A 23,877-nucleotide genomic window follows, 5' to 3' on the forward strand; every position below is an offset into this window, starting at 1 on the left:
GTTTTCGAGCCCCGGGGCCGCTCAGGCGGACGGGGCGTTCCGGCCGGGTCCGGTGCCCCGGGCGAGCAGCCCCTCGACGATCGCGTCGAGCTCCTCCGCCACCTCGTAGTCGGCGACGTACTCGCGCCACCGGTCCCTGATCTCGACGAGCCGGGGCAGCTCGGCCGCGTCCTCCTCGGTGACCATCTCGGGGAAGTAGCGCCTGCTCGGCGGGTTCTCCGCGCGCCGGTCGGCCGCCCGGCGGAAGGTCAGGTCGCCGTAGACGTAGTTCCAGATCGTCCCGTACGCGCGCACCGCGCGGGCGGGGGAGAGGCCGCAGGCGATCGCCGAGTCGACGATCTCCTCGACCATCCACAGCGCGTTCCTGTCGGTCAGCCCGCCCAGGGCCAGGACGTCCAGCACCCACGGCAGCCGCGCCAGGATGCCGTGCATGTGCGCCGCCACCGCGACCAGCCGCTCGCGCGGGTCCTCGGGCAGCTCGGGGCGGGGGAAGGCGGCCGCGGTGCCCGACAGGGTGAGCATCAGCAGCTCGTCCTTGTCCCGCACGTAGTGGTAGAGCGCCATCGGGGTGGAGCCGAGCTCCTTCGCCACCCGCCGCATGCTCAGGGCGTTCACGCCCTCTTCCTCGATGATGCGGCGCGTGATGGCGACCATCGCGTCCGGGTCGAGCCTGCGCGGCCGCCCCGCCGGGCGCCTGGCCGCCGCCCGCTTCTTCGCCGGCCCCGGCTTCCCCGGTTCCTCCGCCGTCCCCGGTTCCTTCGCCGTTCCCGGTTCCTTCGCGGCTCCGGGATCCTTCGGCCCCTTCGCCGTTCCCGCCGCTTCCGGTGTTCCCGGTTCCTCCGCCGTTACCGGCTCCTCCGGGTTTTCCGCCGATCCCGGTTCCTTCTCTGTCCCTGGCACCCGGGCATTGTCCCCCGTTCCCCCTCGGCGCCCGCTCGCGATCAATTTCTATACGCGTATAGTAATGGCTCGACCGGATGACCGCGAGGGAAGGGGAAGTCGTGAACGACCAGTCACGGCACACGCGTTGGCTGTTGGTGGCGGCGCTCACCGTGCAGTTCCTGGTGGCGTTGGACATGTCCGTGGTGAACGTGGCGCTGCCGGACATGCGCCAGGACCTCGGCTTCACGCCCCAGGGCCTGCTGTGGGTGGTGAACGCCTACGCCCTGGCGTTCGGCGGGCTGCTGATGCTCGGCGGACGCCTCGCCGACCTGCTCGGCAGCCGCCGGGTGCTGACGGCGGGCCTGGCGCTGTTCGGTGCGGCGAGCCTGGCCGGGGGAGTGGCCTGGTCGCCGGCCGGGCTGGTGGCCGCGCGGGCGGTGCAGGGCGTCGGTGCGGCGGCGCTCGCCCCGGTCGCCTTCGCCCTGATCGCCATCGCCTTCCCGGCCGGGCCCGCCCGTTCGCGCGCCCTGGGGCTGTGGGGCATGGCGGGCGCGGCGGGCGGGGCGGTCGGCGTGCTCGCGGGCGGGGTGCTCACCGACGTGGCGGGCTGGCGCGCGGTGATGCTGGTGAACGTACCGATCGTGGCGTTCGTGCTGGTGGGCTCGGCGCGCGCCGGGCTGGAGCGCGACCGGCCCCGGACCGGCGCCCGGCTCGATGTGGCGGGGGCGCTGCTGGCCACCGCGGGCACGACGCTGCTGGTGCTCGGGCTCGTACGCACCTCGACCGTGTCCTGGGGGTCGGCCGGGACGCTGGGCACGCTCGGTGCCGCCGTGCTCCTGCTGGCCGCCTTCGCCGCCGTCGAACTGCGGACCCGCACCCCGCTGCTGCGCCCCGGCCTGCTGAAGGGGCGGCCGGTCCTGGCCGCGAACCTCTTCTGCCTGCTGCTCAGCTCGGGGCAGTTCGCCGCGTTCTACTTCGCCTCGCTCTACATGCAGCAGGTGCTCGACTACGGGCCGACCGCCGCCGGAGTGGCCTTCCTGCCCTTCTCGGCGGGCGTCGTCGCGGGCTCCCTCGTCGCCACCCGGGCGGTCGCGGTGCTCGGCACCGGGCGGCTGCTGGCGCTCGGCGGCCTCCTGGCCGCGCTCGGCCTCGCCGGGTTCGCGGTGACGGCGCGGGCGGACGGCGGTTTCCTGTACTCGATCCTCGGCCCGTCCCTGGTGTGCAGCGTCGGCGTCGGGATGTGCTTCGTGCCGCTCGGCACCGCGGCCACCACCGACGTCGCGCCGGAGGAGGCCGGGATGGCCTCCGGGCTGCTCAACAGCGCCCGCCAGGTCGGGGGTTCGCTGGGGCTCGCGGTCCTGGTCACCGTCGCCGCCCGGGTCACCGGCGACGGCGGACGGCCCGCCGATCTGGCGGCGGGCTACTCGGCCGCCTTCTGGGTCTGCGCCGGACTGCTCGTGCTCGCCGCGCTGGTGGCCCTGGTACTGCTCCCGGGGCGCGGGCGGCCGGCCGTGGAGACCGCCGACCCGGCCCCGGAGGCCGTCGCGGATGCCGTCGGCCAGGAGACCGCCGCGAAGGCCGCCGACCCGGAGACCGCCCCGGACCCGGGCCCCGCGACCGGGGCGGATCAGGGCCCCGCGACCGCCCCGGTGGCCCGCCCCGAAAATTCCCGGAAGAATTTTCCGGGAGCTGTCGATCCGGCCGGCTCCCGTTCGACGCAAGGGTGAGAGGCGGGGAAAGCCCCCGCCCTCCGACCGAGGAGTCACCATGCCCCGCTTCATGACCCTGATCCGCATCGACGAGCAGAACCTCCCCGCCGAGGCGCCGGACCCCGATTTCGAGAAGCGCATGGGCGCCCTGTTCGAGGAGATCACCGGGGCCGGCGTGATGCTGGAGACGGCCGGCCTCGCCCCGACCTCCGAGGGCACCCGCGTCACCTGGTCCGGCGGGAGGATCAGCTGCACCGACGGGCCCTTCACCGAGACCAAGGAGGTCGTCGGCGGCTACGCCATCCTCCAGACCAAGGACAAGGCCGAGGCCCTGGAGTGGACCGAGCGGTTCCTGCGGGCCCACCCGGAGAACTGGACCGTCACCTCCGAGGTGCGCCGGATCGACGAGGCCACCCCGCAGGTCTGAGCCCGCCGGAGGGCCCTTCGGGCGGTCTCCGGACGACCTCCGTCCGGTGCCGTCCGTCGCGGCTTGCCGCTCCCCGGCACGGCTGCTCTGATGGGTGACCGTGACGGGAACGAGCACGCGGGCGGCGGTCGAGACGGTCTTCAGGATCGAGTCCGCGCGGATCATCGCGGGGGTCGCCCGCATCGTGCGGGACGTCGGCGTGGCGGAGGAACTCGCGCAGGACGCCCTGGTGGCCGCGCTGGAGCAGTGGCCGGAGTCGGGCGTCCCGGACCGGCCGGGAGCCTGGCTCATGGCCACCGCGCGGCACCGTGCGATCGACCTCGTGCGCCGCAGGGAGACGTACGCGCGCAAGCTCGCCGAGGTGGGGCGGGTCCTGGAGGACGTCCCGCCGCCCGAGCCCCCGGATCCGGACGGCATCGACGACGACCTGCTCCGGCTGATCTTCACCGCCTGCCACCCGGTGCTCTCCACCGAGGCCCGGATCGCCCTCACCCTGCGGCTGCTCGGCGGCCTCACCACCGAGGAGATCGCCCGTGCCTTCCTGGTCCCCGAACCGACCGTCGCCCAGCGCGTCGTCCGGGCCAAACGGACCCTGGGCCGGGCGGGCGTCCCCTTCGAGGTGCCGGAGGGACCCGAGCGGGCCGCCCGCCTCGGCTCCGTGCTGGAGGTCATCTACCTGATCTTCAACGAGGGTTACGCGGCCACCGCGGGCGACGACTGGCTGCGCCCCGGGCTGTGCGAGGACGCGCTGCGGCTGGCCCGGGTGCTCGCGGGCCTGATGGCGCACGAGCCCGAGGTCCACGGACTGGCCGCGCTGCTGGAGCTCCAGGCGTCGCGCACCGCGGCCAGGACCGGGCCGGACGGTTCGCCGGTGCTCCTCGCCGACCAGAACCGGGCCCGCTGGGACCGCCTGCTGATCCGGCGCGGCGTGGCGGCCCTGGAACGGGCCGTGGCCGCGACCGGCGAGGGTGCCGGGCCCGGCCCGTACACGGTGCAGGCCGCGATCGCCGCCTGCCACGCCCGCGCACCGGCGTACCGGGACACGGACTGGACCACCATCGCGGCCCTCTACGACCGCCTCGCCGCGATCGGGCCCTCCCCGGTCGTCGAGCTGAACCGGGCCGTGGCCGTCTCGATGGCCCGCGGCCCGGAGGCCGGCCTCGCCCTGGTCGACGCACTGGCCGACGACCCGGCGCTCAAGGGCTACCACCTGCTGCCCAGCGTGCGCGGCGACCTGCTGGCCAGGACCGGGCGCACGGACGAGGCGCGGGCGGAGTTCGCGCGGGCGGCCGGACTGGCCCGCAACGAACGGGAACGGGCCATGCTCCTGGAACGCGCCGCGCACCCGGCCGGCACGGGGGCGCGAACCCCGGCCGACGCGGACGCCCCGGCCGGTACGGGCACGGACGCCCCGGGCGGGACGGGTGCGCGAACCCCGGCCGACGCGGACGCCCCGGGCGGGACGGAGGCGGAGCGGCCCGCTCGATAGGGTCTGGTCCCATGTCCCCTCGCGCCCAGCTGCCGCCACCGCCGCCCCCCGTGGAGATACGTTCCTGGGCCGACCGGGAGTCCCTGCTCGACGACCGGGCCGTGGTGCTCGGCGCGTTGGTGAAGGCCCATGTCTCACCGGGGCGGCTGGGGATGCTGTGGCTCTGGGGAGCGCTCTGCACGCTCGGCTGGGCGCTGGTGGGCTCGGGGCTCATCACCTTCAAGGAGACGTACGACATCATCAGCGCCGGGGTCGGCGTGATCCTGCTCGCCATGGGCGTCTGCTGCGTGGTGCCCGCCGTCATCCTGGTCGTCGTCGGACTGCGCCGCGACCGGAGGATCCGCGAACTGCTGTACGCCTGGGGCGGGTTGGACCGCGATCCGGAGCGCGACGCGGCGCTGCGGATGCCGGGCGCCTCCCTCGCCTGGCTGCTGACGTCCTTCGCGTTGTGCGCGGTGGGCCTGTACATGTGCTTCGTCATCCCGGCGAACCCCCCTGCGGGCAGGGTGGGTTACGGCGAGATCGTCCTGGTCATGGGGGTCGGCATGACCTGCTGGCTGGTCGGACTGATCGGCCTGGTCAAGGCGTTCGCGCACCGCAGGTGGGTGCTGCGGGTGCTGACCGGGGCGCCCGCCCCGGAGCGGGTGCTCTCCACCGGGGGCGGCGCCCACCGCTGACCGGGGCCCGCCCCGACGACCGCCGGGCCGGGCCGGTCGGGCCGTCAGGGCCGGTCCTGGCCGCCCATCGGGTGGCCGATCAGCATCGTCGGCGCCCCGGCCACCCGGGTCAGGAAGACCGTCGCGGAGTTCGGGCCGTGCAGCTTCATCCTGCGGCGCAACTCCTCCGGTTCGACCGCGGAGCCGCGCTTCTTGACGGTCAGCACGCCGACCTCCCGCTCCCGCAGCAGCGCCTTCAGCTTCTTCATGTTGAAGGGCATCCGGTCGGTGATCTCGTATCCGGAGGTGTACGGGGACGTGTACGGCTCGTCGCCCGTGACGTACGCGATGGTCCCGTCGATCAGCCGGCCGCGGCACCGCGCCACGACGTCGGCGACCAGACCGGCGCGGATGACGGCGCCGTCCGGCTCGTACAGGTAGCGGCCCACCGGGCCGACCGGCGGTGCGGGCGGCGGGCCCGCCGACCACAGCGAGGCGCCGTCCGGGAGGACCGTGGCCCGGTACGAACCGGCCGCGAAGCCCTCGCCGAACCAGAGCACCGCCTCCTTCACGTCCCCGCCGTCCGAGATCCACTCGGCCTCCGCCCGCTCCGGGATCGCCTCGTGCGGGATGCCGGGTGCGATCTTCAGCGCGGCCCGGGGCGCCCCGAGCGCGGCGCCGACCGCCCAGGACAGCGGCGGCGAGTACGCCTCGGGGTCGAAGATCCGGCCCCGCCCGCCGCGTCGGGCCGGGTCCACGAACACCGCGTCGTACGGCGAGGTGTCGACGTCGGTGACATCGGCGCACCGCACCTCGATCAGCCCGTCCAGCCCGAGGGCGGCGGCGTTGGCTCGGGCGACCTCCGCGGTCAGCGGGTCGCGGTCCACGGCGAGCACGGAGATGCCCGCCCGGGCGAGCGCGATCGCGTCGCCGCCGATCCCGCAGCACAGGTCGGCGACGCTCCGCACCCCGGCCTCCGCGAACCGCTGCGCGCGCCGGGCGGCCACCGACGTACGGGTCGCCTGCTCGACGCCGTTGGGCGTGAAGAACATCCGGTACGCGTCCTCGGCGCCGAACTTCGCCACCGCCCGCTGCCGCAGCCGCGCCTGCCCCAGCGCCGCCGAGACCAGGTGGGCCGGGTGGCTGCGGCGCAGCCGGGTGGCGGTGGCGAGTTCCTGCGCGGGGTCGTACGACCGCAGCCCGGCCAGCAGCTCCGCGCCCTCGGGGGCGCGCAGGGCCAGGAAGGCGGCGACGGGGTCCTCCCCGTTCGAAGGGGCGTGGGGGGCGGACGGGCCGGGGGAGCCGGTCCGGGCGGGGTCGTTCGGCCGGTCCGGGTCGTGCGGGCCGTTCGGGGCGAGAGCGTTCACCCGCCCCATTGTGAGCCAGCCGGGTAGACCGCCGGGCCCGGCGGCGGTGTCGGACCGGGCGGCCGATCGAGTGCTGGCAGTATGCGGCGCCATGCAACTTGTACGACAAAAGGAAAAAAACACCACAATGCACCATGGGTCGGGCGCGCCCGGAGCCGGACGCGGTCGGGGCTCCGTCGGGCACCGGCCCGTCTGTGCGGTCCTGGCCGCGCTCCTGGTCGCGGCGGTCGGCTCCGGCTGCGCCTCGGGCGAGGGGGAGCGGACGGGCGGCACCGGGCACGGCGACCGCCCCGCGGCCGGGAACCCCGGTGCCCCCGCGGCGGCGCCCGCCCGCCCCGGCGGACCCGGGAGCCGGGCCGACGCACCGGAGGCCGGCCGGGAGAACGCGAAGCTGGCCCCGGCCGTCCGGGCCGCCCTCGCCGAGAAGTGGGGCCTGGACAAGCCGCCGCTGATCGCCCCGGAACCGCCCGCGGTGAAGCCCCGCATCACCACCCGTGAGGGGTTCGAGGTGGAGGGCGGCGACGACTCGCTGCCGCCCGTCTTCACCACCGTCCCGACCGAGGAGCGGATCGTCTTCCTGACGATCGACGACGGCGCCGAGAAGGACCCCGAGCTGCTCCGGATGATGGACGAGCTGGACATCCCGTACAGCGCGTTCCTCAGCGACTACGAGGTGAGCGACAACTACGGGTACTTCGGCGAGGCGCGGCGGCGGGGCACCGCCCTCAACAACCACACGCTCAACCACCCCTACCTGCCCGGCCTCTCGTACGCCGAGCAGGAGCGCGAGATCTGCGGCCAGCAGGAGATCATCAGGGAGCAGTACGGGAAGCAGCCGGTCCTCTTCCGTCCGCCGTACGGCAACTACAACGGGGACACCCTGCGCGTCGCGAAGTCCTGCGGCATCAAGGCCGTCCCGCTGTGGAACGCGGAGGCGTTCCCGGACCACATGGAGTGGCGCGAGGAGGACCAGGACCTGCACCCCGGCGACATCGTCCTCACCCACTTCCGGGGCCGGTCCGAGTGGGGCGGCAGCATGACCGACCTGGTCCGGGCGGTCATGAAGGTCGTCACGGACAAGGGGTACGCCGTGGCCCGGCTGGAGGACTACGTATGAGAGGGCGCACCGGGCGCGGGTCGGACCGCCGGCGGCCGGTGCGCCCCGACCGGTGCCGGGTGCGCGGAACGGCGCGGTCCGTCCGCGCGTTGTCCCCTCGGCGTCCGTACCGGCGCGAAGGGGGCCCGGAGCGGCGGGGTGCGACACCACGACCGCTTGAATTGGCACTCCGCTTGACCGAGTGCTAATCCCGGTCATAGTCTCGGTGCTGGCACTCACCACTGGAGAGTGCCAGCACCACTGCGCGACTGGCAGGTCCGGCACCCGCGACGACGGATCCACCTGATCGCCACCCCAAGACTGTTACCCCGTGAGATCTCCGAAGGGGGAGACCGGATCGTGTCGACCGCCAGCTCCAAGGTTGCGATCAAGCCGCTCGAGGACCGGATTGTGGTCCAGCCGCTCGACGCCGAGCAGACCACGGCCTCCGGCCTGGTCATTCCGGACACCGCCAAGGAGAAGCCCCAGGAGGGCGTCGTCCTGGCCGTGGGTCCGGGCCGCTTCGAGAACGGCGAGCGCCTTCCGCTCGACGTCAAGACCGGCGACGTCGTGCTGTACAGCAAGTACGGCGGCACCGAGGTGAAGTACAGCGGCGAGGAGTACCTCGTCCTCTCGGCTCGCGACGTGCTCGCGATCGTCGAGAAGTAATTCACCCACGTTTGCTTCTGTTCTGCGCCCCTGGCCCCCGCGAATAACCAGCCGGGCGGTCGGGGGCGCAGTTCGTTCGAGAGGAAAGCTCAGCTCCCATGGCGAAGATCCTGAAGTTCGACGAGGACGCCCGTCGCGCCCTTGAGCGCGGCGTCAACAAGCTTGCCGACACGGTCAAGGTGACGATCGGCCCCAAGGGCCGCAACGTCGTCATCGACAAGAAGTTCGGTGCCCCCACCATCACCAACGACGGTGTCACCATCGCGCGCGAGGTCGAGCTCGACGACCCGTACGAGAACCTCGGTGCCCAGCTGGTGAAGGAGGTCGCCACCAAGACCAACGACGTCGCGGGTGACGGCACGACCACCGCCACCGTGCTCGCCCAGGCGCTCGTCCGCGAGGGTCTGCGCAACGTCGCCGCCGGTGCCTCCCCGGCCGCCCTGAAGAAGGGCATCGACGCCGCGGTCAAGGCCGTGTCCGAGGAGCTCCTCGCGACCGCCCGCCCGATCGACGACAAGACCGACATCGCCGCCGTGGCCGCGCTCTCCGCGCAGGACCCGCAGGTCGGCGAGCTCATCGCGGACGCGATGGACAAGGTCGGCAAGGACGGCGTCATCACCGTCGAGGAGTCCAACACCTTCGGTCTGGACCTCGACTTCACCGAGGGCATGGCCTTCGACAAGGGCTACCTGTCCCCCTACATGGTGACCGACCAGGAGCGCATGGAGGCCGTCCTCGACGACCCGTACATCCTGATCCACCAGGGCAAGATCGGTTCCATCCAGGAGCTGCTCCCGCTGCTGGAGAAGGTCATCCAGGCCGGTGGCTCCAAGCCGCTGCTGATCATCGCCGAGGACGTCGAGGGCGAGGCCCTGTCGACCCTGGTCGTCAACAAGATCCGTGGCACCTTCAACGCCGTCGCGGTGAAGGCCCCGGGCTTCGGTGACCGCCGCAAGGCCATGCTCGGCGACATCGCCACCCTCACCGGTGCGACCGTCATCGCCGAGGAGGTCGGCCTCAAGCTCGACCAGGCCGGTCTGGACGTGCTGGGCACCGCCCGCCGCGTCACCGTCTCCAAGGACGACACCACGATCGTGGACGGCGGCGGCGAGCCCGGCGACGTCAAGGGCCGGGTCAACCAGATCAAGGCCGAGATCGAGGCCACGGACTCCGACTGGGACCGCGAGAAGCTCCAGGAGCGCCTCGCGAAGCTGGCCGGCGGCGTGTGCGTGATCCGCGTCGGTGCCGCCACCGAGGTGGAGCTCAAGGAGAAGAAGCACCGTCTGGAGGACGCCATCTCCGCGACCCGCGCCGCGGTCGAGGAGGGCATCGTCTCCGGTGGTGGCTCCGCCATCGTCCACGCCGTCAAGGTCCTGGAGGACAACCTCGGCAAGACCGGCGACGAGGCCACCGGTGTCGCGGTCGTGCGCCGCGCCGCGGTCGAGCCGCTGCGCTGGATCGCCGAGAACGCCGGCCTCGAGGGCTACGTCATCACCTCGAAGGTCTCCGAGCTCGACAAGGGCCAGGGCTTCAACGCCGCCACCGGCGAGTACGGCGACCTGGTGAAGGCCGGCGTCATCGACCCGGTCAAGGTCACCCGCTCCGCGCTGGAGAACGCCGCGTCCATCGCGTCGCTGCTGCTCACGACCGAGACCCTGGTCGTCGAGAAGCCGGCCGAGGAAGAGGCCGAGGCCGCCCACGGCGGTCACGGCCACGCGCACTGACGCACGGTCGCTCCCGGCTCGCGCAGCCGACGGAAGGCCCCTTCCCCCACCGTTCGACGGTGGGGGAAGGGGCCTTTTCGGCGTGTGACAGGGCCTTCGGCGGCGTACGACGGGTTCCCGGCGCTCGACGGGGCTCCCGGCGTACGGCGGTCAGGCGGGTGCCGTGCCCCGGCCGGACGCGCCGAGCCAGCGCATCAGGCCCATGAGGTCCTCGTGCCACCAGCCCTCCTTGATCCTCCCGTCCTCGAACCGGAAGATCGTGGTGCCGGACATGACGCACTGTCTGCCCGTGGGGGCGATGCCCATGAACTCGCCCTTGTGGGTGCCGGTCCAGGTCCACAGCGTCACGACGTCGTCGCCCTCGCAGATCTGCCGGTCCAGGTCGAAGGTGAAGTCGAAGGCGGCGCGCCACCGGGCGACGTCCTCGCGCAGCCGGTCGGAACCGACCACGGAATCCGCGTCCTTCGCGATGTCGTGGTCGGTGTAGTCGGCCGCGAACACCTCGTCGATGGCGTCGAGGTTGCCCCCGACGGCGATCTCGTGGAAGAAGCGGCGGGACTGCGTCTGGTTCAGCTGTTCGTCGCGGACCACGTCGAGGTCGGTGAAGGTGGGCATCCCGTCGCAGAGCGCCACCATCTCCCGGAAGATCCGCTCGGTCTCCGGCAGCCCCGAATTCGCCATCGCGGCCTCGTACGACGGGAACTCGACGAGCTCGACGTAGTGGGACCCGTCGGAGCGGTCCTTGCCGACGAGGCTGTGGGTGGCGGTCCGGGTGCCCCTGGTCCGCTCGGCCCACTGGTCCATGAGCCGGTCCATGTCCGCGTACCGCTCCGTCTTGCAGTCGATCATTTGTACGAATCTCATGACGGCTCCCGGTCTCACGTACTGGTGGGATGCCTCCAGTTTAGTGAGAAACGGGCATTCCGACGGCCCGGGACGAGGGGGCCGGAACCCCGGATCGAGCGGTCCGAAGACCCGGACCGGGCGGCCCGGGGCCCGGGCGGAGCGGCTCAGGCGGAGTGGCTCAGGCTCCCGGAGTGCACGGGGTCCGCGAAGGGCAGACCGGCCGCGAACCGCTCCAGCTCGTCCAGCGCCTGGTCGGCCATCCGGTGCAGCTCGTCGCCCAGCGAACCCGCCACGTGCGGGGTGAGCAGCACGTTCGGCAGGGTGTACAACGGCGAGTCGGCGGGCGGGAGTTCGGGGTCGGTCACGTCCAGCACCGCCTGCAGCCGCCCGGCCGTCAGCTCGGACAGCAGCGCCGCCTCGTCGATCAGCGAGCCCCGCGCCGTGTTGATCAGCGTCGTCCCGGTCGCCATCGCCGACAGCTGCGCCGCGCCGATCAGGTGGTGCGTCTCCGGGAGCTGGGGCGCGTGCACGGACACGACGGAACTGCTCGCGCACAGCTCGTCGAGCGAGGTGAGCCGCACCCCGAGCCGCTCCGCCTCCGGGCCGTCCACGTACGGGTCGTACAGCAGCACGTCCAGGTCGAAGGGGCGCAGCAGCTCGATCACCCGCCGGCCTATCCGGGAGGCGCCGACGATGCCGACGGTGCGGCGGTAGTTGCCGGCCCCGTCGAGCTCCGCGAGCCAGTCGTGGTCGGCGCGCAGCCGGCGGTAGCGGTCCGCGGAGTGCAGCACCCGCTTGCCCGCGAACAGGATCGCGGCGAGGGTGAACTCGGCGACGGGCAGGGCGTTGGCCCCGGCCGCCGAGGTGACGGCGATCCCGCGTTCCCAGCAGGCGTCGGTGATGTGGTGCTTCACGGAGCCCGCCGCGTGCACCACGGCCCGCAGCCGTGGCGCGGCCGCCAGCACCTCGGCGGTGAGCGGTGTGGCGCCCCAGCAGGTGAACAGCACCTCGGCCTCGGCGAGCGCGGCGGCCACCTCGGGCGTCGGCCCGGCCAGGTCGTGGGCGACGAGGCGCGGGTCGGTGCGGGTGAGCGCGGCCAGCCGGGCGCGGTGGCGGTCGGCGAGGAGGCGGTCGGCTATGCCGGGGCCCATCGCGAGCAGGGCCGCGGGCCGGTTGTCGGTGGTGTGGGGCATGGTGGGACTCGTACTCCTCGGGCTCGCGGTGGGGGTCACTTGACGCTGCCGGCGGTCAGTCCGGCCTTCCAGTGCCGCTGCAACGAGACGAAGGCGACGATCAGGGGGATGACGGCGAGGAGGGAACCGGTGACGACGAGCGGGTAGAAGCTCGGCTCGCCGTGGGTGTTGGTGTTCCAGGAGTACAGACCGAGGCTCAGCGGGAAGAGCTTGCGGTCCGAGAGCATCACGAGGGGGAGGAAGAAGTTGTTCCAGATCGCGGTGAACTGGAAGAGGAAGACGGTCACGAAGCCGGGCATGACCATGCGCAGCCCGATGGACCAGAAGACCCGCAGCTCGCCGGCCCCGTCGATACGGGCGGCCTCCAGCGCCTCGTTCGGGATGTAGCCGGTGCTGAACACCCGGGCGAGGTACACGCCGAACGGGTTGACCAGCACCGGGATCAGCACGGACCAGTAGGTGTTGACCAGGCCGGTCTTGGAGGCCAGGAGGTACATCGGCAGGGCCAGCGCCGTGGTGGGCACGAGCACGCCCATCAGCACGAGGCCGAACAGCTTCTCCTTGCCCCGGAACTCGTACTTGTCGAAGGCGTACCCCGCGGCGACGCAGATCAGCGAGCAGACGAGGGCGCCGACGCCCGCGTACAGCAGGCTGTTGAGGTACCAGCGGAAGTAGATGCCGTCGCCGTAGGAGGCCAGGTTCGACAGGTTCTCGCCGAGGTTGAAGCCCTGGAAGGAGAAGGCGTTGCCCGCGAGCAGGTCACCGGTGTCCTTGGTGGCGGCGGTGACCAGCCAGACGAGGGGGAAGAGCATGTAGACGACGGCGAGCAGGAGGAAACCGTTGACGGCGGTCTTCGACATCCACCGGCTGCGGGAAGCGGGGGAGTTCATGCTTTCTTGCCCTTCCGGCCGGTGAAGCGGGTGACGACGAAGGACAGCAGCGCGGCCGTGAGCGCCAGCAGGATGGAGGCGGCCGCGGCGAGACCGTAGTCGTTGCGCTCGAAGGCCGCGGTGTACGCGTACATGTTCGGCGTCCAGGTGGAGGTGACGGCGGAGCCGGTCCCCTTGTTGAGGATCAGCGGTTCGGTGAACAGCTGGAGCGAACCGATGACCGTGAACAGCGCGACCATCACGACGGAGGCGCGGATCAGCGGGACCTTGATGCTCAGCGCGGTGCGCCAGGCGCCGGCCCCGTCGACCGTGGCCGCTTCGAGCACGGAGCGGTCGATGGCCTGCAGCGCGGCGTAGAAGATCACCATGTTGTAGCCGAGCCACTCCCACAGGGCGATGTTCACGACGGAGGGGAGTGCGCCCCCGGGCGAGAAGAAGTCGAAGCCGATCCCGCCGGACTCCATGGCGCTGACCACCGGGCTGAGCTGCGGCGTGTAGAGGTACACCCAGATCAGCGCGGCGATGATGCCGGGCACGGCGTGCGGCAGGAAGAGCGCGAGCTGGAAGAACCGGCGGGCGCGGGCCAGCGCGGAGTCCAGCAGCAGGGCGAGTGCGAGGGCGCCGACGAGCAGCAGCGGAATGTAGAACAGGCAGTATCCGAGGAGTACGCCGAAGCCCTCGCGGAACGCCCGGTCACCCAGGGCCGCCGTGTAGTTGTCGAGTCCGCTGAAGACGGTCTCGGTGCCGCCGAAGCCCAGGCCGGACTGCTTCTCGGTGAACAGGCTGAGCCAGACCGCGTAACCGATCGGCAGCACCATGGCCACGGTGAACAGTACGAAGAAGGGCCCCAGCAGGATGGCGGCGGCTCTGGTTGTCCGGGCGCGCTTCATCAGCCTGCGTCCTCGACCTTCAGACCGCGCTTCTTGAGCTCGGCGACCGTGGCGTCGTGCCCGGCCTTCACGGCGTCCTTGATGGTGGTGCCACCGCTGGCGACCTTGCCGAACTGGTCCTTCATGGTGGTGTTCGTGGTGCCGGTGGTCGGGCCCCAGTTCCAGTTCTGGCCGATCGACGCCGCGGCGCCCTCGAAGACCTGGTAGATGTCCTGGCCGCCGTAGTAACCGGCGTCGAAGGCGTCCTTGGCCGCCGGGCGCAACGACGCCGCGGCCGGGAAGGCGCTCGACGTGCCGGACTCGATGCGGGCCTTGATGCCTTCCTCGGTGGTCGACATCCAGGTGGCGAACTCGACCGCGGCCTTCGCCTTCTCACTGGTCCTGGTCACCGCGAAGGTGGAGCCGCCGAGCATGCCGCTGGCCGGCTTGCCGTCCCAGCTGGGCATCGGGGCGACGGCCCACTTGCCGCTCTGCTCGGGCAGCGTGCCCTTGAGGACGCCCGCGCCCCAGGCGGCGCCGAGGTAGCCGACGGTGCCGCCGTTCTTGAGGGAGTTGGTCCACTCGGGGCTGAAGGAGGCGTTGGCGCGGATCAGGTCGTCGTCGAGCAGACCCTGCCAGTAGTCGGCGACCTTGTTGGTGGCCGCGTCGGCGGTGCTGACCTTCCAGGTGTCGCCCTCGGGCTTGTACCACTGGGCGCCGGCCTGCCAGGCCATCGCCTGGAACGTGGTCGGGTCGTCGGGGAAGAAGGTGCCGATGCGGGCCTTCTTGTCGGCCTTCTTGATCTTCTCCGCGGCCTTGCGGAACTCGTCCCAGGTCTTGGGGACCTCGACGCCGTACTTCTCGAACAGGTCCTTGCGGTAGTAGAAGGACTGCGGCGAGGCGTCGAACGGGACGGCCCAGTTCTTCCCGCCGAGGGTCGTCAGCTCGACCGCCTGCGGCAGCAGCTTCTTCCTGATGTCCTCGGTGAAGTACTCGCCGATGTCCTGGAGGGCGCCCTGGCTGACGTACTCCGGGAGCTGCGGGTACTCGATGGAGACCAGGTCGGGGGCGTTGCCCGCCTTCACCGCGTTGGAGATCTTGGCGTAGCCGCCCGCGTTGCCGGACGGGATCTCCTCGTACACCACCTTGATGTTCTTGTGGGAGGCGTTGAACGCGTCGACGACCTCCTTGGAGCCCTTGGCCCAGCCCCAGAAGGTGATGCTGACGGGCTTGCCGTCGCTCCCGGCGGAGGAGTCGTCGCCGCTGCCGCCACAGGCCGTGAGAACGGCGAGTGCGGTGACGGCGCCGACGACGGCGATGGACGTTCTGCTCGAACTGCGGCTCACAGCGAGACTCCTGAACAGGCGACGACATTGGCGTTGGCCGTGATCCTTGGACCAGCCGTGACCGAAGTCAAGAGCGAAAGAGCGATTGATCGAAAAAAGATCAGATAAGTTACGTACGGAGGCGAGTGGGACACGCTGCGGAACGGGTGCGCGGGACGTGGGCGGGCCCGTCGTGAAGCCTGCCCCGGCGCCTGCCCGCGGCGTCCGGCGCCACGCCGGTGTCCCCGCCCGGACACATGCCCGGGCGGGGGCACCGGCGGCTACAGGGGCGCCCCGCAGGAATCCCGGACGCGCAGCTGCGGCAGCAGGGTCAGATGCCGCCGGGGCGCGCCCGAGCCCTGACCCAGCCGCTCGACCAGCAGTTCCGTCGCATGGCGGCCGACCTCGCGCTTGGGCGGCGCCACCGCCGTGAGCGGGGTGTCCGCGAGCGCCGCCACCTCGTCGTCGTAGGCGATCAGCGCCAGGTCCTCCGGCACCCGCACGCCCAGCTCGGCCAGGCGCTGCACCACCTGGATCGCGTCCACGTCGTTGTGGATCAGCGCCGCCGTGGCCACTCCCGAGTGCACCGCCTCGCGCAGCGCCCGCACGGCCTCCTCGAACGCCTCCGGGGCGAGTTCGGCCGGCACGGAGTCGATCACGTCCTGCGGCGCGCGCAGCCCGAGCACGGCGAGGGCCTCCTCGTACCCGGACCGCACCGCGACGGCGGTCGGGGAGTCGGCGCGGGCCATCAGCAGCGGCGCCCCGTGCCCGAGTCCCACCAGGTGGCGCACCGCGAGCAGGACGCCGTGCGCGTGGTCCGAGCAGACCCGGTCCAGGCCGTCCAGCGGGGAACCGGGCGCGGGGCGGCGCTCCAGCAGGACGGTCGGCACGGGCAGCGAGGCGATCCAGTCGCCGAACGCGGCGGGGTCGCCCGGATGCTGCCAGCCGGGCGCGACCAGCAAACCCTCGGCGCCCGCCGAGAGCAGGCCCTCGGTGCGGGCGTGGTCCTCCTGCGGCCGGTAGTCGGAGATCCGCAGCACGAGCCGGGCCCCGGCCCTGGCGGCGGCCTCGTGGGCGCCGCGGATGACCTCGGCGAAGTAGTAGGTGGACGAGGGCGCGAGCATGCCGATGACCGGGCCGCCGCCGCCCGCGCCGCCCGGTCCTGCGGCGGAGGCGGGCTCGGCGTCCCGCGGCCAGGACACCGATCCGTGCACCCGGTCGAGCAGGCCGCGGCCTGCCAGTTCCTCCACGTCCCGGCGGGCGGTGACGGGCGAGACCCCCAGCTGCGAGGCCAGGTCCGAGACCCGGGCCGAACCCCGTTCCCGTACCAGCCCGAGCAGGCGGTCATGACGTTCAGCAGCACTTTCGCGCACGGCAGCAGTCCCCTCGCAGTGTGTGGCCCGGCCCCTGGTCCGGCCGGTGCCGGGGCCGTGGTCCGACCCTAGACCAACGTGATCGAACGATGGGAGTTTCGATCATTCAAACGCGATCCATTGACGTTCGATCAATCCGAGTCCAGGATTCCGGCGGTGCGGACTCGTCCCGTCCCGAACCCGACTGTTTGTACGGAGGAATTGTGAGACATCGCGTCACCGCAACGGCGCTCGCGGCGCTTACGGTCGCCGGCGGCCTGACCGTCGCGGGTCAGACCGCCGCGCAGGCGGCGCCCACCGGCCGTACCTTCCACGTCGACTGCGCCGCCGACCCGGCGGGCGCCACCGGCAGCAAGCAGCACCCCTGGACCTCGCTCGCCGAGGCCAACGCGCAGACCTACGGGCCCGGCGACCGGCTGCTCTTCAAGCGCGGCACCACCTGCACCGGCACCCTCGCCCCCAAGGGCACCGGTTCCGCCCGCGCGCCGTTCACCATCGCCGACTACGGCGGGGGCCCGGCGCGGGCCAAGCTCGACGGGGCGGGCGCCCACGACGTCGTCCTGCTCGCCGACATGCAGTACGTGCACCTCAAGGCCCTGGAGATCGTCAACGCCGCCGACCCCGGCAGCGAGCGCAACGGCGTCCGCCTGCGCCTCACCGACTACGGTGTCGCCCGCGGCTTCGACATCTCCGGCCTCTACATCCACGACGTGCGCGGCGGCGACCACAAGACGATCTCCGGCTCCAGCGCGATCCACATCGCGGTCGAGGGCAAGGCGAAGGCCAGCTGGTACGACGGCCTGAACATCGCGCACAACCGCATCGAGGACGTCGACCGCGAGGGCATCTACTTCAAGTCGACCTTCTCCAAGCGCGATCTGGTCGGCCAGCAGCAGGACCCGAACGTCTACCCGGGCGAGTGGACGCCCAGCACCCGGGTCCGCATCCACCACAACACGCTGAAGTCCCTGGCCGGCGACGGCATGAAGCTCGACACCACCAGCGGCGCCCGCGTCGACCACAACCGGGTGGACGGCTTCCAGCTCCGCTCGCCCTCCGCCAACGCGGGCATCTGGACCTTCAACACAGACGACACGACCGTCGAGTACAACGAGGTCTCGGGCGGCGGCAACACCCACGACGGGATGTCCTTCGACGCCGACGGCGCCTCGCAGAACACCGTCTTCCAGTACAACTACAGCCACGACAACAAGGGCGGCTTCCTGCTGATCTGCCCGTACAGCGGCGCCAAGACCATCGGCACAATCGCCCGTTACAACGTCAGCCGCAACGACGGCGCCCGCCTCGTCCAGAACTGCTGGGGTCCGATCCTGGGCACCGAGATCTACAACAACACCTTCCACAACAAGGAGCAGATCCCCGGCTACCTGGTCCAGGACGACGCCGGCAGCCCCGCCACCACCCAGCACGAACTGTCCATCCGCAACAACGTCTTCGTGAGCGAGGGCACCGGAGGCTACGCCTTCAAGAACCCGACCCCCGGGCTCTCCTTCGACCACAACGCCTTCTACGGCATCGACATGACCCGTCCCGACCCCGGCGGGATCACGGCCGACCCGAAGCTCCTGGACGACTTCCGGCTCGGTGCGGGCTCGCCCGCCCTCGCCGCCGGAGCCGTCATCGAGAACAACGGCGGCAAGGACTACTTCGGCAACGAGCTGAAGCCCGGCGCCCCCAACATCGGCGCCTACGCGGGCCCCGGCGTGGAGTGACGGCCTGAAGGACGGCGGCCCGGTGGGTGAACGTTCACTGCGCGACTGCTCGGTGGGCGAATGCTCACGGAGCGGCAGGCCGGTGGGTGAATGCTCACTGTCCGGCAGTCCGGTGGGTGAACACTCGCCGCCCGGCTGCCTGGTGGGTGAACACTCACTGTGCCGCCGTCCGGTGAGTGAGCGTTCGCTGTGCGGCGGCGGCCCGGTGGGTGAAGACTCACGGGGCCGCCGCCGGCCCGCTGAACAGCAGCCCGGTAAGCAGCCGTCCGTTATCCGCCCGGCCGGTGACCGGACGCTCACTGCGGACCGTACTTGCGGCCCGTCTTGGAGGTGACGCCTCCGAGCAGGCCGCGCGGCGTCAGCTTCACGACCCCCATCAGCGCCTTGTACCGCGGGTCCGGGATCGAGAGGGACCGGCCGCGCGCCAGGTCGGCCAGGGCCGCCGCCACCAGCTTGTCCGCGTCGAGCCACATCCAGCCCGGGATGTTGCCGGTCCCCATCCCGGCCCGCTGGTGGAACTCCGTCCGCACGAACCCCGGGCACAGCGCCATCAGCCGCACGCCCGAACCGGCCAGATCCTTCGCCGCGCCCTGGGTGAACTGCACGACCCACGCCTTGGACGCGCCGTACGTCCCGCGCGGCACGAACGCCGCCACCGAGGCCACGTTGACGACCCCGCCCCGCCCGCGCTCCCGCATCGCGGTCGCCGCCGCCGAGGTCAGCCGCAGCACCGCCTCGCAGTGCACCTTCAGCATCCTCAGCTCGTCGGCCATGGGCACGTCCAGGTACTGGCCCTTGTTGCCGAACCCGGCGTTGTTGACCAGCAGGTCGATCGGGTGGCGACGGTCCGTCAACCGTTCCTCGACCGCGGCGATCCCCTCGTCCTCGGACAGGTCGGCCCGCAGCACCTCGGCCTCGATGCCGTGCCGGTCGTGCAGTTCGGTCGCCTGCTCGCGCAGTCGCTCGGTGTCGCGCGCCACCAGCACCAGGTTGTGCCCGTCGGCCGCGAGCCGCCGCGCGAAGGCGGCGCCGATCCCCGCGGTCGCGCCCGTAATCAGTGCAGTCGTCATACGCGGCACGTTAGTGCCCCGCGCACGCCCGGGCCCGACCCGCCCGCCACCCCTCACCGTGGCAGGGCACATGTCACGGAATCACGGGCACACCGGCCGAGTCGGAGGTATGCGCACGGAGCCGGGCGTGTACGGAGCCGGGCGCGCACGCGCGGGGCGCCGGCTCCCGGACCGTCCCGGCGTCCGGGACGCACGCGCGGAGCGCCGGGATCAGTCGGCGCTCGTGGACGTCGGGGGCCGGTCGCCGTACTTCTCCACGCGGGCCCGCGCGGCGCGCAGCGACTCGGGATGCAGCGCGTCCCCGGCCGCGAGCAGTTCCGGCAGCAGGTCCCGGCGGGTCGTCATGGCCAGGAACTCCAGCTTCACGGTGACGTCGTGGTCCGGCCGGTGCACGATCTCGATCGGGTCGCCGGCCCGGATCTCGCCCGGCTCGATCACCCGCAGATAGGCGCCCGGGGCCGCCGCCGCGGTGAACCGCCTGACCCAGCGCTGCTCACCGAGGTGACCGGCGAACGTCCGGCAGGGAATCCGGCCCGACGTCACCTCAAGCACCAGATCGGGGCCGATCCGCCAGCGTTCGCCGATCCTGGCGCCGCTCACGTCCACGCCGCGGGTCGTCAGGTTCTCGCCGAACGTGCCGTTGGCCAGCGGGCGGCCGAGCTCCCGCTCCCACGCGTCGAGCTCCTCGCGGGCGAAGGCGTACACGGCCTGGTCGGAGCCGCCGTGATGGCGCAGGTCGCACACCGCGTCCCCGGCCACGCCGCTGCCGCCGACCCCTTTGGGGCCGGGGTCGGTGACCCGTACGGGGCCGTCGACGGGCCGCTTGTCGATGCCGGTCGTGCCACTGGGGGAGTCGGTGTGGTCGACGGCCTCCGGCCGTCCCGCGTTCACGCTCAGCAGCGTCATCGGTTCCATGGACGTCATACGGAGAACGCTAACCACCGCACCTAAAAGATGCATGGCAATAATTCGCCCGTGCTCCAAGATTCGCTTATCTTTCATGGGTGATCGAAGCCCGACACCTCCGAGTCCTGCGCGCCGTGTCCACCACCGGTTCGTTCTCCGCCGCCGCCCGCGAACTGGGCTGCACCCAGCCCGCGGTCAGCCAGCAGATGAAGGCCCTGGAGGCGTCCGTGGGCACCACCCTGCTGATCCGCACCGGACGCGAGATGCGCCTCACCCAGGCGGGTGAGGCGCTGGTCCGGCACGCCTCCGGCATCCTCGCCGGGCTCACCGCGGCGGAGGAGGAGGTCGCCGCCATCGCCGGGCTGCGGGCCGGCCGGGTCCGGCTCGTCTCGTTCCCCAGCGGCAGCTCCACCCTGGTCCCCGGCGCCCTGGCGGCACTGCGCGCGGCCCATCCGGGCACCCGGGTCTCCCTGGTCGAGGCCGAGCCGCCGCGCTCGGTCGAGATGCTGCGCGAGGGCGACTGCGACATCGCCCTGGCGTTCCGGTACGGCACCTGCGGCGCGGAGTGGGAGGACCTGGTCGTGCGCCCGCTGCTCACCGACCGGCTGATCGGGCTGGTCCCCGAGGGGCACCGGCTGGCCGGTGCGGGCGCGGTGGGCATCGCCGAGCTGGCCGACGAGTCGTGGATCGCGGGCTGCCCGCGCTGCCGTCGACAGCTGGTCGAGGTGTGCGAGGAGTCGGGCTTCACGCCCCGCATCGACTTCGCCACCGATGACTACCCGGCGGTGGCCGGCCTGGTCGGCGCCGGGCTCGGCGTGGCCGTGCTGCCGGAGCTGGCGATCGAGTCGGTGCGCCCCAAGGGGGTGCGGACCGTGACGGTGGAACCGGCCGTCGAGCGCGAGATCGTCGCGCTGACCCTGCCCGACCTCGCACAGGTCCCGGCGGTGGCGGCCACGCTGGACCGGCTCTCCCTGGCGGCCGCCCGCTGAGCGTCCCGGGAGGTCCCGGACCGCCGGAGGCCGCGGCGAGCAGGTTTTCAAGGCCGACAGGCGTCCGGGGCCGCCGGGCGTCCGGAGCGGGCGGGTGTCCGGGAGCGCCGGGTGTCCGGGGCCGGCGTGTGTTCGGAGCCGTCTGGTGTCCGGGAATGACGGCTGTCCGGAGCGATGGCCGTCCGGGGGCGGCGGCGGGCGTCCTGGACCGGCAGCCGTCCGGGGCGGTGGTCGGCGGGCACCGAGCGGTCGGTTGAAATGCGGAAACGTTTCTCCGCTTGGCGTGCGGGGTGTGGCGGGATCAGCCGTGCCCCGAGGAGGACGGCACGCCCGCCGCGATCAGCCGGCTGCGGGCCCGTCCCATGAGCTCCTCGCGCTCGTCCTCGGTCAGGCCGCCCCACACTCCGTAGGGCTCTCGTACGGCCAGGGCGTGCGCCGCGCACTCGGCGCGTACCGGGCAACGCATGCAGACCTCTTTCGCCGAGTTCTCGCGGGCGCTCCGGGCGGCCCCGCGTTCACCCTCCGGGTGGAAGAACAGCGAGCTGTCGACCCCGCGGCAGGCCGCCAGCAGCTGCCAGTCCCACAGATCGGCGTTGGGTCCGGGAAGGCGGGAGAAATCTGCCATTGCTTGTCCCCTCGAAACCGTGCTGAGTCGGAAACGTCGAGTCGTCTGTCGTTGACCGTGCCCACGACCGTACAACTACGGTGTAAGCAGATGTAAATATGACTGATTGCGAATCTAGTCATAGACGCCAGCAAAAGGGAAGAAAACCCGCTAAATGGGGCATACCTTCATGTGAAGTTTCGGTTGACCGTTGGATGATCCGTGCCGTTCCCCTCCGTGTGCGCCCTCTCACGTAGAGTGCCGAACCCGCTTGTCCGACCCGTAACTCTTTCGAGTGACCGTCGTTGAGAGGGCGGAGGCGGTTGGCGGAAAAAGCGATCGGGCAGGTGTCCGAGAGTGTCAACCGCGCAGGTGACGACTGGTAACAGCCTGGAGGCACAAGGTGACGCGCATCAGCTGCGGAGGACGGTCATGACATCCGTTCTCGTCTGCGACGACTCCCCGCTCGCCCGAGAAGCGCTCCGACGCGCGGTCGCGACCGTGCCCGGCGTCGAGCGGGTGACGACGGCGGCCAATGGCGAGGAAGTCCTCCGCCGCTGGGGCGCCGACCGTTCGGATCTGATTCTGATGGACGTACGCATGCCCGGCCTGGGGGGTGTGGAGACGGTCCGGCGACTGCTCTCCGCCGATCCCGGCGCCAGGATCATCATGCTGACGGTCGCCGAGGACCTGGACGGGGTCGCGCTCGCGGTCGCCGCCGGCGCCCGCGGCTATCTGCACAAGGACGCCTCCCGCGCGGAGCTGCGGGCCACCGTCACCCAGGCGCTGGCCGACCCGACGTGGCGGCTCGCCCCGCGTCGGCTGCGGTCGGCCGAGATGGGTGCGGCGCCGACGCTCACCGCACGGGAGATCCAGGTGCTGGAAGGGATGAGCCACGGCCGTTCGAACGCCGAGATCGGACGCGAGCTCTTCCTCTCCGAGGACACGGTGAAGACCCATGCCCGGCGTCTGTTCAAGAAGCTCGGGGCCTCGGACCGGGCGCACGCCGTGGCGCTCGGCTTCCGCTGGGGGCTGGTCCGCTGAGGGGCGGCCGGGGCCGGCGGCCGAGTGGTTCCCCGCCCGCACACCGGCGGGCGGGACGACTCGGCCGACGTGCGCCCGGCGGGCTCCGTGCCGTCCGCGGCGCCCGCCGGGCCGACGGCATGTGACGCTTCCCGGCCGATGCCGCATCCTTGAGACGTGGAGTTCCTCGGGGTGGAGTTCCTCGGGAACGATTCGGTCCAGCGGAAGGGGAGGGCGCAGGACATGACTTCCGGCGCACCCGCTCATAACGCTTCGGTGCACAACTGCGGACGCGGTGGCACGGATGGCGAGGCTCCGAGGCACCATGGTCCGATGCGCGACGACGAGACGACGGCGATCGGTGCCCTGGTGCACCGCGCCGTCGAGGGCGACGCGCAGGCCACCCATGACCTGCTGGCCCACGTCCACCCCCTCGCCCTGCGCTACTGCAGGTCGCGGCTGAACCGGCTGCCCGGTGACGCCCGCCACTTCGTGGAGGACCTGGCGCAGGAGGTCTGCGTCGCGGTACTGATGGCGCTGCCGCGCTACAAGGACACCGGCAGGCCCTTCGAGGCGTTCGTCTTCGCCATCGCGGGGCACAAGGTCGCCGATCTCCAGCGGGCCGCCATGCGACACCCGGGATCGACCGCCGTGCCCTCGGACGAGATGCCCGAGCGGCCCGACGACTCGCTCGGCCCCGAGGAGCGGGCCCTGCTCAGCAGCGATGCCGCCTGGGCGAAGAAGCTCCTCGCCAACCTCCCGGACAACCAGCGCGAGCTGCTCGTCCTCCGGGTCGCCGTGGGGCTGACCGCGGAGGAGACCGGGCAGATGCTGGGCATGTCCCCGGGGGCGGTCCGGGTCGCCCAGCACCGGGCGCTGAGCCGGCTGAGAGCCCTCGCGGAACAGTGAGACCGGGCACGTCCGGGCCCCCGCGGAGCTTCTGACCGGGGGTCGCGGATCCTTTGCCGGGCCTTGACGAGGCTTCGTCCCGGCCCCTGCGGGAGCCTTCGCACCCGGCCCCTGCCGGGCCGTACGAA

At 72.0% G+C, this 23,877-nt stretch carries 22 protein-coding genes; 11 read left to right on the forward strand and 11 right to left on the reverse strand.

Translation table 11 applies throughout. The annotated features are described in order from the left end of the window. Positions 1-21: 21 nt before the first annotated feature. Positions 22-900 carry a TetR family transcriptional regulator gene (locus ABZZ04_RS22110; protein WP_356933890.1) on the reverse strand — a complete coding sequence of 293 codons (879 nt, stop codon included), beginning with the start codon at positions 898-900 and terminating at the stop codon, positions 22-24. 77 nt (positions 901-977) lie between these two features. Here ABZZ04_RS22110 and ABZZ04_RS22115 point away from each other — a divergent pair, with 77 nt between their 5' ends. From ABZZ04_RS22115 to ABZZ04_RS22130, 4 genes are all read left to right on the forward strand, one after another. Then, positions 978-2,609: an MFS transporter gene (locus tag ABZZ04_RS22115; protein WP_356933891.1), complete on the forward strand. Its 1,632-nt coding sequence runs from the start codon at positions 978-980 to the stop codon at positions 2,607-2,609. A 40-nt stretch (positions 2,610-2,649) separates the two neighbouring features. Continuing rightward, a complete protein-coding gene (locus ABZZ04_RS22120) occupies positions 2,650-3,018 on the forward strand; it encodes a YciI family protein (protein WP_356933892.1) in 369 nt (122 codons plus the stop codon). A gap of 100 nt (positions 3,019-3,118) precedes the next feature. Continuing rightward, the gene (locus ABZZ04_RS22125; protein WP_356933893.1) at positions 3,119-4,507 is read left to right on the forward strand and encodes a DUF6596 domain-containing protein; all 1,389 of its coding nucleotides are present in this window, start codon (positions 3,119-3,121) and stop codon (positions 4,505-4,507) included. Between the two features lie 11 nt (positions 4,508-4,518). Beyond that, positions 4,519-5,184 (forward strand): hypothetical protein, encoded by a 666-nt coding sequence (locus tag ABZZ04_RS22130; RefSeq protein WP_356933894.1) that lies wholly within the window; start codon positions 4,519-4,521, stop codon positions 5,182-5,184. Positions 5,185-5,228: 44 nt separating this feature from the next. Here the strand turns inward: ABZZ04_RS22130 and ABZZ04_RS22135 are convergent, their stop codons facing one another. Beyond that, on the reverse strand, positions 5,229-6,539 hold the full coding sequence (locus tag ABZZ04_RS22135) for a class I SAM-dependent methyltransferase (protein WP_356933895.1): 1,311 nt from the start codon (positions 6,537-6,539) through the stop codon (positions 5,229-5,231). Between the two features lie 118 nt (positions 6,540-6,657). On the opposite strand from ABZZ04_RS22135, the gene ABZZ04_RS22140 reads away from it, so the two are divergent. From ABZZ04_RS22140 to groL, 3 genes are all read left to right on the forward strand, one after another. Further along, positions 6,658-7,647: a polysaccharide deacetylase family protein gene (locus ABZZ04_RS22140; protein WP_356933896.1), complete on the forward strand. Its 990-nt coding sequence runs from the start codon at positions 6,658-6,660 to the stop codon at positions 7,645-7,647. 339 nt (positions 7,648-7,986) lie between these two features. Then, the gene (groES, locus tag ABZZ04_RS22145; protein WP_148838741.1) at positions 7,987-8,295 is read left to right on the forward strand and encodes a co-chaperone GroES; all 309 of its coding nucleotides are present in this window, start codon (positions 7,987-7,989) and stop codon (positions 8,293-8,295) included. Positions 8,296-8,393: 98 nt separating this feature from the next. Next, positions 8,394-10,019, forward strand: coding sequence for a chaperonin GroEL (gene groL / locus ABZZ04_RS22150; protein ID WP_356933897.1), 1,626 nt, complete (start codon positions 8,394-8,396; stop codon positions 10,017-10,019). 150 nt (positions 10,020-10,169) lie between these two features. Here groL and ABZZ04_RS22155 read toward each other — a convergent pair whose 3' ends face one another. The 6 genes from ABZZ04_RS22155 to ABZZ04_RS22180 all read right to left on the reverse strand — a co-directional run bounded on the left by ABZZ04_RS22155 (position 10,170) and on the right by ABZZ04_RS22180 (position 16,515). Then, positions 10,170-10,883: an ester cyclase gene (locus ABZZ04_RS22155; protein ID WP_356933898.1), complete on the reverse strand. Its 714-nt coding sequence runs from the start codon at positions 10,881-10,883 to the stop codon at positions 10,170-10,172. 146 nt (positions 10,884-11,029) lie between these two features. Then, entirely contained in the window at positions 11,030-12,058 is a 1,029-nt protein-coding gene (locus ABZZ04_RS22160; protein WP_356933899.1) for a hydroxyacid dehydrogenase, read from the reverse strand. A gap of 35 nt (positions 12,059-12,093) precedes the next feature. Next, entirely contained in the window at positions 12,094-12,948 is an 855-nt protein-coding gene (locus tag ABZZ04_RS22165; RefSeq protein WP_356933900.1) for a carbohydrate ABC transporter permease, read from the reverse strand. Further along, positions 12,945-13,838: a sugar ABC transporter permease gene (locus ABZZ04_RS22170; RefSeq protein ID WP_356933901.1), complete on the reverse strand. Its 894-nt coding sequence runs from the start codon at positions 13,836-13,838 to the stop codon at positions 12,945-12,947. The genes ABZZ04_RS22165 and ABZZ04_RS22170 overlap by 4 nt, the downstream gene beginning before the upstream one ends. Further along, positions 13,838-15,163 carry a sugar ABC transporter substrate-binding protein gene (locus ABZZ04_RS22175; protein ID WP_356933902.1) on the reverse strand — a complete coding sequence of 442 codons (1,326 nt, stop codon included), beginning with the start codon at positions 15,161-15,163 and terminating at the stop codon, positions 13,838-13,840. The genes ABZZ04_RS22170 and ABZZ04_RS22175 overlap by 1 nt, the downstream gene beginning before the upstream one ends. A gap of 260 nt (positions 15,164-15,423) precedes the next feature. Next, positions 15,424-16,515 carry a substrate-binding domain-containing protein gene (locus ABZZ04_RS22180; protein ID WP_356933903.1) on the reverse strand — a complete coding sequence of 364 codons (1,092 nt, stop codon included), beginning with the start codon at positions 16,513-16,515 and terminating at the stop codon, positions 15,424-15,426. Positions 16,516-16,718: 203 nt separating this feature from the next. On the opposite strand from ABZZ04_RS22180, the gene ABZZ04_RS22185 reads away from it, so the two are divergent. Beyond that, positions 16,719-18,248, forward strand: coding sequence for a right-handed parallel beta-helix repeat-containing protein (locus ABZZ04_RS22185; RefSeq protein ID WP_356933904.1), 1,530 nt, complete (start codon positions 16,719-16,721; stop codon positions 18,246-18,248). Between the two features lie 296 nt (positions 18,249-18,544). Here the strand turns inward: ABZZ04_RS22185 and ABZZ04_RS22190 are convergent, their stop codons facing one another. Both ABZZ04_RS22190 and ABZZ04_RS22195 read right to left on the reverse strand, forming a co-directional pair. Next, complete coding sequence (locus tag ABZZ04_RS22190; protein ID WP_356933905.1) at positions 18,545-19,318, reverse strand: SDR family oxidoreductase; 774 nt, start codon at positions 19,316-19,318, stop codon at positions 18,545-18,547. Positions 19,319-19,528: 210 nt separating this feature from the next. Next, a complete protein-coding gene (locus tag ABZZ04_RS22195; RefSeq protein WP_356933922.1) occupies positions 19,529-20,224 on the reverse strand; it encodes an MOSC domain-containing protein in 696 nt (231 codons plus the stop codon). Positions 20,225-20,322: 98 nt separating this feature from the next. Here ABZZ04_RS22195 and ABZZ04_RS22200 point away from each other — a divergent pair, with 98 nt between their 5' ends. Next, positions 20,323-21,213, forward strand: a complete 891-nt coding sequence (locus ABZZ04_RS22200) for a LysR family transcriptional regulator (RefSeq protein ID WP_356933906.1) — start codon at positions 20,323-20,325, stop codon at positions 21,211-21,213. Between the two features lie 301 nt (positions 21,214-21,514). On the opposite strand, the gene ABZZ04_RS22205 is transcribed toward ABZZ04_RS22200, so the two are convergent. Further along, positions 21,515-21,838, reverse strand: coding sequence for a WhiB family transcriptional regulator (locus tag ABZZ04_RS22205; RefSeq protein WP_356933907.1), 324 nt, complete (start codon positions 21,836-21,838; stop codon positions 21,515-21,517). Between the two features lie 411 nt (positions 21,839-22,249). Between ABZZ04_RS22205 and ABZZ04_RS22210 the strand changes: the two genes are divergently transcribed. Beyond that, positions 22,250-22,861, forward strand: a complete 612-nt coding sequence (locus ABZZ04_RS22210; protein ID WP_003948568.1) for a response regulator transcription factor — start codon at positions 22,250-22,252, stop codon at positions 22,859-22,861. A gap of 312 nt (positions 22,862-23,173) precedes the next feature. Next, a complete protein-coding gene (locus ABZZ04_RS22215) occupies positions 23,174-23,749 on the forward strand; it encodes a sigma-70 family RNA polymerase sigma factor (protein WP_148838753.1) in 576 nt (191 codons plus the stop codon). The last annotated feature ends 128 nt before the right edge of the window (positions 23,750-23,877 follow it).

The organism is Streptomyces sp. NPDC006435 (assembly GCF_040612315.1).
Classification (GTDB): domain Bacteria; phylum Actinomycetota; class Actinomycetes; order Streptomycetales; family Streptomycetaceae; genus Streptomyces.